The organism is Sphaerisporangium sp. NBC_01403 (assembly GCF_045040145.1).
GTDB classification, from domain to species: Bacteria; Actinomycetota; Actinomycetes; order Streptosporangiales; family Streptosporangiaceae; genus Sphaerisporangium; species Sphaerisporangium viridialbum.
Window position 1 is genome coordinate 2,663,187 of sequence record NZ_CP109534.1, and the last position, 13,024, is coordinate 2,676,210.

A 13,024-nucleotide genomic window follows, 5' to 3' on the forward strand; every position below is an offset into this window, starting at 1 on the left:
GAGGAGAAACGCCTGTAGGAACATCCGAGCGCCTGCCGGTTTTGCGATTGCTTCGTATCGATCGTCCTGCCGTTGTCTATTCTGTGATCAGCGTCTTGACGGCGAGTTGTTCCTCGCCCGTGGGGCCGTCGAGGCGAATCGACAGTTCCCAGGCGCCGCTCATCGGGAACAGCTCGCCTACGGCCACGAAGCGGCCGGGCTCACGCTTGGTGGCGGAGATCTCGGGTGTGGAGTGTCCCATCTCGGCCATGACCGCCGACAGGGCCACGGTGTCGGCGTCGCCCTTGCTCACCTTGATCTCCACGGTGACCTGGCCGGGAGCCGGGTCCGCAATGAGGACGGTGGCGGCGTAGCGGGTGCCCGTGGTGGTCAGGTTGACCGGTTCGGCGGCCGTGCTCCTGCCCACGACGAACAGCGCCACTGCCGCGGTCGCGAGCGTGGCCGCGGCCACCGCGTGCCGCCTCGTGATCACTGGGTCTCCGATGCGGTCACGTTCACGGTGAAGGGTACGGTCACGATGCGGTTGGCGGTGGCGTACTGGACCCAGGCGAGGTAGCGGCCCGGTTCGGGGAAGTTGAAGGTGAAGCGCACCCGGGATCCCGGGGCGCCCATCTCGTGCACGTGGCCGAAGAATTCGCCGTTCTGGCTGCGTATGAGCAGGTGGCCGGTCATGCCGAGCCAGGTCCGGACGCCGGCGGGGGTGTCCAGTTCGATGGTCGTGGGGCGGCCCGCGACGGGCACGGCAGGTTGTAGTCGCGGTGTGACGGTCGTGCCGGCCTGTGTGGCGGGTGCGCCGGTTTGACCGGACCGCTTGACCGTGTCGGCCTTCTGCGATGCTTTGGCTGTCCCTCCGACGGTGAAGTCCGCGGCGAGGAGTTGCCCGCCTGAGTCCTCCCGTTCGAGCTCGGTGTGGGCCAGGTACCGGCCGGGGCGGTCGGCGCTCAGTCTGACCTCCAGGTGCCCGGGCGCCGTGCGCAGAGGGTGCACGTGGCGGAAGTAGCGTCCGTCCTCGCTGGTGACGATCACGTGCGCGAGCGCCTCGTGGTGCGCGGTGAGGTCGTCGACGGGCCGCCCGGTGGAGCCGTCGATGAGATCGACGCGCAGAGCGAACTCCTCTCCCGCCGCCGGCCGGGCTGGGACCGTATCCATGCGGACCTGCACGTACGGCCGCCCTTGCGCGGTCGATGTCGTGGGGGTGGGGGCGGCGCCGTCAGGTGGGGGCGCAGGTACTTGCGATTCGAACACGATGACCATGGCGGCGACCGTCACCCCTGCCGCGGCACCCGCGGCCAGCACCATCGCCGGTCCCGGTCGGGTCAGCGCCCCGTTGAGCAGGCCGCCCACCAGCAGGAGCGCGGCCACGAACAGGCCGCCGTAGATGAGGAAGTCTCCGGCCGACTCGCGTTCGACGAGGACGCGGAACGGGATGACGGCGGTCTCGTTCCCGGTCCTCAGTCTCAGCTCGTGCGGCCCGGTCCGCTCCACCTGGAGCTGCGTGTACTGCGGGTTCGCCGCCGCCTGGGCGGTGCCGGTTACCGTGTGGCCGTCCTCGACCGAGTGGACCTCGAGGCCGATGGGCAGCCCGGACACCGGCTGGTACGCGATGACGCCGATCCGCAGCGGCCCGGGCACCCGGGTTGTTCCTTTGACCACCACTGTCACCTCGGAGCCGGCGATTGTCTGGGCGATCCGCAGGTCCGCCCCCGCTGTGACGTTGTGCGCAGCGGCGGGGGCGGCCAGCACCAGCACCAGGGCGGCGGCGAGGCACAGGACTCGGATCATGCCCGCTCAGCGTCGGCCGCGCTGGGCGGAACCGGCTCGGCAGTGACCGCGTCGGGCAGGAACAGCGCCCCGAGCGCCAGCCCGATCAGCCCGGCGACGACCGGCGCTCCGGTCCGATCACGCTGTTTCGGCGCTGAGGGCCTGTGCCACGGGCCGGCGGGCCGCCAGGCGTGCGGGCAGGGCGGTGAGTGCCGCCGTCGCCAGGAGAGTCGCGAGTGCGGCGCCGAGCAGCCAGGAGGAGGGGGGTTCGGTCCACTTCCCGAGAGCGAACATCGAGCACAGGCCGATGCCCAGGGGAACGCCGATGATGGCGCCGGGCAGGCTGGGCAGGAGCTGGGCGGTGGACAGCCCTGCGGAGATCTGCCCTGGGGTGGCGCCGAGCGTACGTGCGATGGCCATGTTCGCCCGGGCCTCTATGGCAGTGGTCCAGGTGAACGTGATGGTGTTCACGACGGCGAGTGCGATCAGCAGGATGGTGACGGCGAGCATCAGCCGGCGGTCGTGCTCGCCCCGCAGGTTGGGCAGGGCGGAGGAGCCATCCAGGCCGTAGCCCCTCTCCGGCTGGGCGTAGAGGGTCAGCACGGCGACGATCGCGATCACTGTGGTGGCGGTGGAGCACGCCTGCAGCACGGCGCGGCCCGGTCGGCGGGCGGTCAGCCGCAGCCCGAGCAGCAGCGGCGTGGGCAGCAGCGCGGACAGCGCGGTGAGCCAGGGGCGGTGACGGGGCTGGTGCGCGGTGGCGGCCAGCGCCGTGACGGTCGCCGTACGCATGGCCCGCAGCGTTGGACGGAGCGTGGACAGCACCGCCACCGCTACGGCGAGGACGGTCGCCGTGGCAACGGTGGCGCCGCCGGGCCCGGCCGCGTCGCCGATCCGGCTGGCGGTGGGGCTGGCGATGGCGGGCACGGTCAGGCGGGCGATCACCAGCCCCAGCGCGTCGCCGACCAGCCCCAGCGCCAGGTACTCGGTGAGCAGGACGGTGGCGATCAGACCCGGGGCGGCGCCGACGGCCTTGAGCAGCCCGGCCCGGCGCGTCTGCTCGACGGCGCGTCCCGCGGCCAGCGCCGCCACTCCGGTGATGGCCAGGAAGCTGAGCAGCCAGCTACCGACGACCAGGATCGGCTGGCTGCCCCTGAGGATGACCATGTCCTGTTCGGCTGTGAACTGCCAGGAGCGGAAGTTGATCCTGATGGTGGAGACGTGGTGGGCGTCGCGGAAGACCTCGGTGGCGGCGGGGTCGCGCAGCTTGAGGTCCAGGGCCAAGGTCACCGGGAGATCTTGGGACGACGCCAGGGCCCGGGCATCTGATCGGGTCATCCAGGCCAGGCCGCTGTTGTCGCTGGGGCCGCCGTACGGGCCGATCTGCGCCGCCCAGGGGTAGATGGAGGTGGCCGCGGTGACGGCGATCCCGACGACGGGGTACGACCGGCCGGCGATGGTGACGTGGTCGCCGACGCCGACGCCCAGCGCGGTGGCGAAGCCGCGTTCGAGGACCGCGCCGCCGGAGCGTACCCAATGACCCGAGGTCACCAGCGGGCGGTTGACCGCGCCGGGCTTCTCGGCGAAGCCGTGCACCACCACTGGGGACGACGTGGAATCGCGCGTGGTGAGGGTGGCGTAGACGATGCGATAGGGGCCATGGTGGGCGACTACTTCGGGAGCGTCCGCCAGCGAGGCCAGGGCCGAGGTCACGGCGGGGCCCGTGTCGCCGGAGAGTGCCACCACGTCCGGCCCGGCGGTGGCCGCACGGGTCTGCTCGTACAGTGCGTCGCTCATGCCACGCAGGGACAGGCCCAGGGCCATCGTGGCGGTGGCCACGGTGACCGCGAGCAGGAGCATCGCGGCCTGGACCTTGTGCCGGCGCACGTCAGCCAGCACCAGGCGCACGACGAGCACGATGGAGCCCATGACGTTCAGCCCTCCAGCCCGATCAGCCCGCCGAGCCCGCGCGTGTGGGAGCCGGCCAGCCGGGTGTCGTCGACGAACATCCCGTCGCGCATCGAGACCAGCCGGTCCGCGGTGGCCGCCACCCGCTCGTCATGCGTGACGATCACGAAGGTCTGTCCCGCGGCACGCAGGTCCTCGAAGATTCGCAGCACGTCGAGTGTCGCCGCGGTGTCGAGGTTGCCGGTGGGCTCGTCGGCCAGGACGATCAGCGGGTCGTTGGCCAGGGCGCGGGCGATGGCGATCCGCTGGCGTTGACCGCCCGACAGTTGCGACGGCAGGTGCCGGGCGCGCGCGGCGAGCCCGACCCGTTCCAGCAGCAGGCTCGCGCGCCGCCTGGCCTGGCGGCGCGAGCGCCCGGCCAGCAGCGCGGGCAGCTCCACGTTCTCGGCCGCCGACAACTCCTCCACCAGATGGAAGGCCTGGAAGATGAACCCCACCGACCGGCGCCGCATGCGCGCCAGAGCTCGCTCGCTCAGCGTGTCGATGCGACGCCCGGCCATCCACACCTCTCCATCGGTAGGCCGCTCCAGGCCACCCAGCAGGTGCAGCAGAGTGGATTTCCCGCAGCCGCTGGGCCCCATCACCGCCAGCATCTGCCCCTGAGGCACCTCCAGGTTGACCTCGTCCACCGCGCGGACCCGGCTCTGCCCCTGACCATGCGTCTTCACCAGGCCGCAGGCCCGGACCGCACTTGACACGTTCATCCACCCTCAACTTCGTCATCGACCTTGGACCAGGCCCGCTCACAGGCATCCAGCCAGCGCAGGTCTGCCTGCAGCCGCAGCACGACCCCTTCCAGCAGCAGGCCGGCGGGTGATCCCGCCGGCCCGGCCAGCGCCGCGTGTTGCGCCTCACGCAAGCGGCGCAGCAACTCACGGCGCTGCGCCGCCACGAGCTCCACCGGGTCGGCCAGCCGGGCCGCGGCGGCCGCGGCGAGCTTGAGATGGAACTCCGCCAGGTCCGGTTTCGGCCAGCCCACCTCGGCCAGCCAGGCGGCCACCCGTTGCTGCCCGGCCGGTGTCAGGGCATACACCTTGCGCTCCGGCCGCTCGGGCAGGCCATCAGCCCGCTCGCAGACCACGAGCTCCGCTCTTTCCAGTCGGGCCAGGGTCACATAGATCTGACCGGGGTTCATCGACTCGCCCAGCGGGCCAAGACTCCGCCGCAGCCGAGCGCGTAGACCGTATCCATGCGTCGGCTCTTTGGCGAGCATCGCCAGCACTGCGTCCTGCACTCCATCCCCCTAACGGCTAGCCAATAGATAGCGGTTAGCCATAAGAGGTGTCAAAACGCTACACCTGGCGATCTCCTGGACTGGCCCGCCGCCAACTGAGGGATGGCGGGAAGGCAGAGGTAATGGGACGGACCGGTCGGCCTGTCCCGGCGAGGACGGTGAACCCCGCGTGGAATGCTCCATGGTTCTCATAAACCGGGGGGAGCGATTCCGCGCGTGCTGATCGTGCATACGCGCCGAACGCGAGCGCGCCCTGCAGGAGGAGGCCGCCGACCCCCGGGCCGCCTGGGACGCCACGGCGGCCGGCCTGGTCGACGCGCTGGTCGGCCTGCTGCTTGCCCCGGTCACGCCCACCCGCTGAACAGGAGACGTGTTGCGTGCGGAGTTGTTGTCAGTAGTTCGCGCGGAGCGTCACGGGGTTCGTGCTTGTCATGGCATGTCGCTGTCTGGGACCACGATCAGGTCCAGTGGGTAGTGCCCGTTGTAGCCGAGGCCGTGCTGGTTCCATACGACGTCCTCCGGGCGGGGCTGGATGTTGCCGGCCTTGTCCTTCGCGCGCGACATCACGCGGTACTGTCCCGGTTTGACCCCTGGCCACGGCACCTCGAAGCGTACCCACATGTAGGGTTCGGGCGTGCTGAGCAGTCTCGCCGCACGCCATGGCATCTCGGTGACCCATCGCCCGGGTGAGGCCAGTTTCTGTACCGAGACGTCGACGCGGTCGATCGCGCCGGATCCGGACCAGGCCCGTCCGCGCAGGGTGATGTCGCCGGGATACAGGGTGATCTCCGGGTCGTGCTCGATGGCGCTGCGGATGGGGCTGACGATCAGGGGGACCGGCTTGGGATAGGCGGGACCGGTGAGCACGTGTCTTGTCTGCAGGCCTGTCGGCGGAATGTGATGCTTTGATACCTCGATCTCGCCGAGCCACTTGACGTATGTGACAGCGCTCCATCCCGACAGCAGCAGGCGGAACGGGTAGCCGTGGTCGACGGGCAGCTCCCGTCCGTTCATGCGGTACACCAGCAGGGTGTCGTCCCTGAGCACCTTGTCGGCGGGGGCGACCTGGGAGTAGTGGATCCTCCCGCCGGGGAAGCTCCGGTTGACGATGACGTCCAGGCCGATGAACTTCACGTCCACCGGCGATTGGGCTCCGGACGCCGCCAGTACGTCCTTGGCCCGAACCCCCGTCCACTCGGCGGCCCCCACCGCACCGAAGTGCCATTGGGTGTAGCCGACCGGAAGCCAGCGATTGTCGGCTCCGCCGGGCGGCAGCTTGGGGAAGAAGGCGGCGCAGTTGGCGCCGCAGTCGATCGTACGCTTCAGCGTCACCGACGGCATTGCCAGCAGCTCGTCGTAGGTGAACGACCGGGGGTGGGTGAGCGCGTCGCCGGTGAGCTTGAGCCGCCAGGTCCGGCGGTCGAGCTGTGGAGGGCGGGCCCTGTTGTGGATATACAGCCGGTCGTTGGGTGTCAGCTCTCCGTGTCCCTCGGGTTGGCCGCTGAGGGGTGCCCGGCCGACCGGGCCCCACTTCATCTCCTCCGAGCCGTTCTCCCGGTGAACGAAGTACCAGGACGGCGTCGGCTGAACGACGAAGTTCGTCGCCTCCGTGGACGGAGGAGCGGCCGTGCCGGCGGCGGAGGACCCCTCGCCGACGAGGAACGGCGCCGTGGCGCCTGCCACCGAGCAGGCCAGGAACCGCCGCCGCGAGCACTGTGCCGTCGATGGGCTCTCCTGGAGGGCGTCGTCCTCGCCGCGGTCCGGTCGGTTCGTCACCATGAGCACCTACCTGAATCGGTACAGATGCGGCCATTTGCTGACTATTGGGATAGTTACTCTCCTGCGGAGTCCGCGAGTCAGCTCAACAGGGCGCGGGCGTAGAAGTCCTGGTCGTTGGTCACGCCCGGGAGGGCGAAGAAATAGCCGCCACCGGTCGGGGTGATGTAGGGGACGAGCATCTCGTTCTCCAGCCGCCGCTGCATCTCGACGTAGGTGCGCAGTTCGCGCTGGAAGCAGCAGAAGGCGTGTCCGGCGTCCATGTGCCCGTCGACGTCGGGGGCGCGCATGTACTGGTAGCTGCGGCGCCAGATGTGCACCGGCGGCACCTTGGCCGGGACGTACGGGTTGGGCGCTGCGAAGCGGGAGTCGGTGGTCTGCGGGTTGGCGAGGCGGACGTGGCAGTTGAACGGCATCACCGCGCCCGCAGGGTCGTAGACCACCGGTGAGTTCTCGTCGGTGCCGCCGTTCAGCGGTACGCCGGTGGCCTTGTGCCGGCCGATGACCCGCTGTTGCTGTTCGATCGGTACCCGGTTCCATTTGTCCAGGTCGAACCGGACGATGCGGACCACTTGGTAGGTGCCGCCGGTCGTCCAGGACGGCTCGGGGGACGGCGGGTGGGCCCAGACGAACTTGTCGATCCGCCCCTTGACGTCGGTCAGGAAGTGATTGGCCACGTCGTCGTGGAATCCGAGCAGATCACGTGGAGTGCCGCTCGGCCGCTGCGGGCTGCGGAATCCGTCGATGCGCCACCGCTGCCGCATCAGGCCCTCGGTACGCGTGTGCAAGTCGATCAGCGCGTTCACCAGCGCGTCGGAGTGGTTGGCGCAAAGTTGCAGGAGGAGATCGCCGTGGCATTCGGCCGGGTTGAGGTCGTCGTGGGCGAAGGCGGTCATGGGGACCAGTTCGACGGGTTTGCGGCCGGACAGCCCGTAGCGATCGTCGAACAGCGAGGACCCGACGGCGACGGTCACGGTCAGCCCGTCGGGTACCAGGGTGCTGCCGAGAAGACCGGAACCCGAGGAGCCCTCGGCGGGTCGCGCGGGGCCGCCGCTGGTCAGGAAGCGGGCGCGAGCGGTCAGGACGCGGAACAGTTCGGTGAGCTCCCGGCGGTTGCCGGCCGTCACGTCGTAGGTGACGAAGATCCCTTGCTGCTGCGGCGCGCGCGGCGGACTCGTGATCCCGGACTGGTGGACCCCGTGGAAGGGTACGACGTCACCGGCGATCGGAGAGCGCTCCCGGGCGTCCCGCACCGGCTTTCCGGCCGCCGCGCCGATCAGCCCGGTGGCCAGCGTCCCTCCCATGAACGAGCGCCGAGAATATGAGTGGGACATGCCCTCACGCTAAGAAGCTCACGATCACCACGCAAGACGCGGACCTGCGATTTTGGTGGCCAATTGCCGTGTATGGGGGGTCCTGGTAGCGAGAGATGATGGGCATGGGGCGCCGAAATGACCCCTTTGGGTGGCGCATCACCCGCTGTGACGCGAGTGCCGCCCCCGGTCGGCTGATCCTCAGCTGGACAGCCCATGTCCTCTGCGTCGAGTTCGCCATGTTCCTTCGGGGCACCAGCACGGGTGCGGGCCCGGCGGCCTCGGACAGCCGCCTGGCGATGTAGCGGTGGATCTCGGCGAAGTGCGCGTTGAAGATCTGCTCGAAGCCGTCCCGGAGATCGGGTGGGTCGGCCAGGTCATGTGGAACGGCCATGCGGGCGTCTCCGCTGGGTCGGGTGAACGAGGTCGCTCCTTCTTGCCCGACCCGTCTTCACCGGTGAGAACTCACTGGCCGGCTCCGGTCGGCGTAGGGGCGCCGGGTCCCTGTTGGGCGGCGGCGTGGAGTTCGGCGGTGACCGCCCGCTCGCGTAGCTGGGCGGATTCGGTGCGAAGGGTCTCGGTCTGCGCTCGCAGGTCCGCCACCCGGGCTCGTTCCACCTCGAGCAGCGCGGCCAGCCGGTCGCGCTCGGCGATCGCGGAACGCTCGCGTTCCCGCGCTTCGGACGTCTCCGCCTCCGCTTTCTGCTCGGCGGCCTGGACGCGGGTGGCGGCCTGGCGTTCGGCGTCCACGGCTCGCGTGGCGGCCTGGGTGGCGTCGGCCGCGGAACGGGCGGCCTCGCCCATCGCCTCCGCGCGGGCCTGCTCGGCGGCCTCGGCGCGGGCCTGCGCCCGCCCGCGTTCGGCGTCGGCCGCCTGCGCTCGCGCGATCGCCCCGGCCGCGGCCTGCTCGGCCTCGACCCGGGCGCGCCGGGCCAGCTCGGCCTCGGTACGCGCGGCGTCCCGCTCGGCCGAGGCCTGTTCGGCGGCCTGCCGGGCCTGCTGGGCCTCGGCACGCGCGTCCTTGGCCTCGGCGACGGCGGCCTCCACGCGCTCGTTCATCTCGCGTGTCGCCTGGTCACGGGCGGCTTCGGCTCTGGTGGCGCGCCGGTTCGCCTCCTCGGCCGCCTGCTTGGCGTGCCGCTCGGTGGTGGCCGCCTCCCGCAGGGCCGCCAGGGCCTGCTCGCGCGCGTTCTCGGCGTCCGACAGGGCGGTGTCGCGTTCGGCGAGGGCGTCGCGCACCTGCTCGCGCATGTTCTCGCGCTGCCTGCGCGCGTGCTCGGTGGCCTCGCGCGCCAGCCGTACCTGCTCGAAGGCCTGCTCCCGCTCGGTGCGGGCGATCGCCACGCGGGTGTGCGCCTCGGCCTGAACCGCGCTCAGCTTGGCCTCCACCCCCGCCGGGCTGAGCTCGTCGGCGAGCACCTGCGCCAGGGGAGCGATGGCCGCCGCCAGGCCCTTCTCCATCCGGTCGTAAAGATCCTCGGCGCGGGCGAGCGTGCCTTCGAGGCCCGGGGTGGCGCGGCGCAGTTCCCGCGCACGTTTGGCCGCCGCCTGGCAGTCGTTCTGCGGGCAGTACTCCTTCGGCCGGCCGCGACCGGGCCGCCGCTCGATCGCCGCGCCACAGTGCTTGCACGGCGTCACTCCCGCCGTATCGCCGCCCTCGGCCGCATCCTCCGCGCCGCCACCGCGCGCGCCTTGCCCGCCACTCCGCGCCTTCACCGCCACAGCCGGACTCTAACAGATTTCGAATTTCCAGAAATTCAAAATCAGAAAAGAAGATCTGTTGCGTGTCTGTGAGCCTGAGTAACTCACGAGAAGGAGACTTCCCGCAAGTTACTCCACCACGCCTCACCGGCGAACGCTCAGCACTGTGAGTTGTGAATGGTCATTTCGTTGACCTGGGGTTTCGTCACTGGTGTCAGTGGCTTGGTCATCAGATGTCAGTAGGCCACACCCGTGTTGAGCGCAGCGTGTCTGTCACTGGAGGCGCACGGTTTCGACAGTGAAGCCTAGCGAGAGGGCCGGTGACCTGGGGGTTCGCATGGCGCAGCGCCAGTGACTGTCTTCTGTCGACTCGCGGACTGCGACGTCTCCGGGAGTCGACCGAGGCGCAGAGCGGCCGGTACGGCTGGCGGTCGAGGGCGTAGCGGGCGCGGTCATAGGCGCGGTGGTTCGCGGGTCGGCGTGGCCCATGGCGTCTTGGACGTCGCGCAGGGCGGCGCCGGCGTCCAGGGACAGGGTGGCGAGGGAGTGCCGCAGCGAGTGCGGGGTGAGCTTGGCCGCGGAGGGGATGGCCGCAGCCTGGGCGATGCGGCGGATGAGTTTGGTGATGGCCCAGCGGTCCAGGCGCTTTCCGCCGCGGTAGGGGCCGGATGCTCCGGTGACGAACAGCGGCCCCTGTAGCCGGCTTTGATGCGACTGGCTGCTGTCGGGCCCTGCTGGCGAGGTAGTGATCGAGGGCGTCGGCGACGGGCGGGGCCAGGGGAGTGCCTGGCGTTTGCCGCCCTTGCGGGTGACGGCGAGGGTGCGCCAGCCGCGGTTGTAGCCGAGGTCGGTGATGTCTCACGTGATTGTCGCACTCGACAGCACAGCGCTCATGATGTCAGGAGTACACCTGCTCGTCGAACTCCACATTGCGGGCGAGTAAATGCGTCCGCGGAGCCGGGAGCAGGAGACGGCGCGACAGGCTCGTGTCGGCACGGCGAAGCGCGACCGTACGTCCGGTCGGTGTCGGCCGCACGTCGATCGCCAGGACGGACGGCCAGCACACCCGGGTGGACAGCAGAGGAAAGGTCCGGACACCGTCGCGGCTGAGCTCGACCGAGCTGAACATAGCCGTGGCGGTCAGTGATCCCAGGAGGATCAGCCAGGCCCCGGCGGCCATCGCCGACCATGCGTACAACTCGACGCCCCACCAGACGATGGCGCACCCCAGGGCGAAGGGCACCAGAGCCAGGGCGGCCAGCCGCCGTGGCGGCCGGAAGACCAGAGGGTCCGGCGGTGTGCCGTCATGTCCACCCACATCGTCAACTGGCTACTGCCCGAAAGCGCCTGGGAGCGGTTCCTCACCGACCTGCTGGGCACGACCTCCGCCGCGATGGAGCGCGCATCCGCTCTGATGACCCCAAACGCGAGCATCCTCAGGCGCGGCATACCGCTAGTCCCGGGCTTGGGCAGCGGTCCGGTGCTGCACCTCACTACCGCCAACGCACATACCTTGCGCCCCAGCGATGCCACGGGCGCGGTCATCGTCTGCGGCCCACTCGGCCCCGAGGCCGTCCTGGTGCTGTCCCACCAGCCGAGCGCCATCGTGGCCACGACGGGAGGCCCGCTATCCCACACCGCGATCTTGGCCCGCGAGTTCGGTATCCCCTGCATCACCGCTGTCGCCAACGCCTTGACCATCCCCCGAGGGAGCCCACGTCATCGTCGACGGCACTACCGGCCTCGTCACCTCCTGCGACTCAGCACACGCGTAACCGCCTACCGAGAGCAGCAGTTGACGCGCACCAACCAGCCGTACAAAACACTGTGGATCACATGGGAGGTTGTTACCTCAGCTCGCGGCAGCGGTACCCTCACCAACTTTCGCCGCAAGCTCGCCGACCACCCAGACACTCCGATCGTCAGTGAGTTCCTCTACTACACCAGGTGACAAAGCACTTTCCTATCGCGAGGGCGGGAGGGGTGCGACCCCAGCGAGTGAGCCACCCAAGGGGCAGCGTCTGCCTGCGACCGTTCCGTTCCTGGGCAACCTGTGGCAAGCCGAACCAGGCGCCCAGCAGCGTGATCCTCACCAGGCGGCGTCGGGCGTCTGGCCGCCGAGCGGCAGGTCGCCCGTCTCGACCGGCACCGAGCTGGTGGAGCCGTCGTGCAGGTCAGCACGATAGAGCCGCCAGTCGTGCGTGTAGAGCAGATATCGGCCGGTCCCGTCGAGGTCGAACCGGATGGTGAGCGACGCGTTTTTCGGCGGCGACAGCCGGGCGAGCACCACCGGCGTCCCGCCGCCGACGGGGATGCGCTCGATATCGTGGCCGGCCGAGTAGATCAGGAAGCCGCCGTCGGGGGTGTAGGCCACCGACTCCAGGGGAAAACCCTTCATCGGCCTGACGAGACGGGTGGATGCGAGCAGGTCCGGCCCAGGGGCGGCGAGGTCCATGACGCCGAGGCCCCAGTTGTGCACCGCCACGGCGATCCGCCGCCCGTCCGGGGCCCAGGACAGGCCGGTCACCGGTATGTTCCCGGCGAACCAATCGCGTCGCGCCCCGGTGGCGATCTCCACCACGGAAACGATCGTCCCTCCGACCAGCGTGTCGGCGAAGGCGAACCTTGTTCCGTCGTGGCTGAGGGTGAGCACCGGCAGCGTCCCAGGCACGCAGCCGCCGGAGTCCGGCACCAGCTCGGGTGTGCCCGGCCGCCCGTTCTCGTCAAGACGGACCCGGAAGAATCGGACACCGGACTCCTGCCCGCAGGTGCCGGAGAGCAGGAACGTTCGGTTGTCCGGCGCCGCCGCCGCGAGCTTCCACGACGACTCGATCCCCGGCGGCAGCGGAACGGCCGCTATGAACCTCCCGGTCCTGGCGTCGTTTACGGAAGGCGGCACCGGCGTGCCGATCGGCGTCTTGGAACGCTCGGAAAACCGGGCGATCGGCACCCTCGCGGAGACGAAGAAGCGCGGCGGCCCGGTCCCGGCCAAGGGAGCGGCGGTCGCCATCGGCACCGCCAGGGACGATGCGAGGTCCGGCCGCGCCGGCATCGTGGCCGACGGTCCCGCCGACCCGCCCCACGGTGACGGGGTCGGCGGTAGTGACGAGGGCGGGACCGGGAACGGCGTCGCCGCGGCGCCACGGGGGAGGATGGAGACGCGTTCGGCGGCCGGGGAGTCGCCGCAGCCTCCCACCAGGGTCAGCACCAGCAACCCTGCCGCGGCAACGGCTGCGCGAGGAAACACGCGTTGATCATCACCCGTCCCAGG

Annotated in this window: 12 protein-coding genes; 1 reads left to right on the top strand and 11 read right to left on the bottom strand. The window is 70.2% G+C overall.

The features are described from left to right. Positions 1 to 76 precede the first annotated feature (76 nt). The 10 genes from OG589_RS11955 to OG589_RS12000 all read right to left on the bottom strand — a co-directional run bounded on the left by OG589_RS11955 (position 77) and on the right by OG589_RS12000 (position 11,071). A complete protein-coding gene (locus OG589_RS11955; RefSeq protein WP_405148667.1) occupies positions 77 to 472 on the bottom strand; it encodes a hypothetical protein in 396 nt (131 codons plus the stop codon). Next, positions 469 to 1,782, bottom strand: coding sequence for a hypothetical protein (locus tag OG589_RS11960; RefSeq protein WP_405148669.1), 1,314 nt, complete (start codon positions 1,780 to 1,782; stop codon positions 469 to 471). Before OG589_RS11960 ends, OG589_RS11955 begins: the two co-directional genes overlap by 4 nt. A 117-nt stretch (positions 1,783 to 1,899) precedes the next feature. After that, positions 1,900 to 3,690, bottom strand: a complete 1,791-nt coding sequence (locus OG589_RS11965; RefSeq protein WP_405148671.1) for an FtsX-like permease family protein — start codon at positions 3,688 to 3,690, stop codon at positions 1,900 to 1,902. 5 nt (positions 3,691 to 3,695) lie between these two features. Continuing rightward, the gene (locus OG589_RS11970) at positions 3,696 to 4,433 is read right to left on the bottom strand and encodes an ABC transporter ATP-binding protein (protein ID WP_405148673.1); all 738 of its coding nucleotides are present in this window, start codon (positions 4,431 to 4,433) and stop codon (positions 3,696 to 3,698) included. Then, on the bottom strand, positions 4,430 to 4,942 hold the full coding sequence (locus OG589_RS11975; RefSeq protein ID WP_405152020.1) for a PadR family transcriptional regulator: 513 nt from the start codon (positions 4,940 to 4,942) through the stop codon (positions 4,430 to 4,432). The genes OG589_RS11970 and OG589_RS11975 overlap by 4 nt, the downstream gene beginning before the upstream one ends. A 450-nt stretch (positions 4,943 to 5,392) precedes the next feature. Next, on the bottom strand, positions 5,393 to 6,742 hold the full coding sequence (locus OG589_RS11980; protein WP_405148675.1) for a molybdopterin-dependent oxidoreductase: 1,350 nt from the start codon (positions 6,740 to 6,742) through the stop codon (positions 5,393 to 5,395). Positions 6,743 to 6,819: 77 nt separating this feature from the next. Next, a complete protein-coding gene (locus tag OG589_RS11985; protein WP_405148677.1) occupies positions 6,820 to 8,073 on the bottom strand; it encodes a Dyp-type peroxidase in 1,254 nt (417 codons plus the stop codon). A gap of 444 nt (positions 8,074 to 8,517) precedes the next feature. Then, on the bottom strand, positions 8,518 to 9,774 hold the full coding sequence (locus tag OG589_RS11990) for a hypothetical protein (RefSeq protein WP_405148678.1): 1,257 nt from the start codon (positions 9,772 to 9,774) through the stop codon (positions 8,518 to 8,520). A gap of 252 nt (positions 9,775 to 10,026) precedes the next feature. Further along, positions 10,027 to 10,608, bottom strand: a complete 582-nt coding sequence (locus tag OG589_RS11995) for a tyrosine-type recombinase/integrase (RefSeq protein ID WP_405152021.1) — start codon at positions 10,606 to 10,608, stop codon at positions 10,027 to 10,029. Between the two features lie 43 nt (positions 10,609 to 10,651). Continuing rightward, complete coding sequence (locus OG589_RS12000) at positions 10,652 to 11,071, bottom strand: hypothetical protein (RefSeq protein WP_405148679.1); 420 nt, start codon at positions 11,069 to 11,071, stop codon at positions 10,652 to 10,654. Here OG589_RS12000 and OG589_RS12005 point away from each other — a divergent pair. After that, positions 11,060 to 11,704, top strand: a complete 645-nt coding sequence (locus tag OG589_RS12005; protein ID WP_405148680.1) for a PEP-utilizing enzyme — start codon at positions 11,060 to 11,062, stop codon at positions 11,702 to 11,704. The two genes, OG589_RS12000 and OG589_RS12005, sit on opposite strands and share 12 nt — an antisense overlap. A gap of 138 nt (positions 11,705 to 11,842) precedes the next feature. Here OG589_RS12005 and OG589_RS12010 read toward each other — a convergent pair whose 3' ends face one another. Then, complete coding sequence (locus tag OG589_RS12010; RefSeq protein ID WP_405148681.1) at positions 11,843 to 13,000, bottom strand: hypothetical protein; 1,158 nt, start codon at positions 12,998 to 13,000, stop codon at positions 11,843 to 11,845. Positions 13,001 to 13,024: the final 24 nt, after the last annotated feature.

Bases quoted from the DNA above. Each gene is read 5' to 3' on its own strand.
- OG589_RS11960 (WP_405148669.1), bottom strand. From the start codon at position 1,782: ATGATCCGAGTCCTGTGCCTCGCCGCCGCCCTGGTGCTGGTGCTGGCC.
- OG589_RS11965 (WP_405148671.1), bottom strand. From the start codon at position 3,690: ATGGGCTCCATCGTGCTCGTCGTGCGCCTGGTGCTGGCTGACGTGCGC.
- OG589_RS11970 (WP_405148673.1), bottom strand. From the start codon at position 4,433: ATGAACGTGTCAAGTGCGGTCCGGGCCTGCGGCCTGGTGAAGACGCAT.
- OG589_RS11975 (WP_405152020.1), bottom strand. From the start codon at position 4,942: ATGCTCGCCAAAGAGCCGACGCATGGATACGGTCTACGCGCTCGGCTG.
- OG589_RS11980 (WP_405148675.1), bottom strand. From the start codon at position 6,742: ATGGTGACGAACCGACCGGACCGCGGCGAGGACGACGCCCTCCAGGAG.
- OG589_RS11985 (WP_405148677.1), bottom strand. From the start codon at position 8,073: ATGTCCCACTCATATTCTCGGCGCTCGTTCATGGGAGGGACGCTGGCC.
- OG589_RS12005 (WP_405148680.1), top strand. From the start codon at position 11,060: ATGTCCACCCACATCGTCAACTGGCTACTGCCCGAAAGCGCCTGGGAG.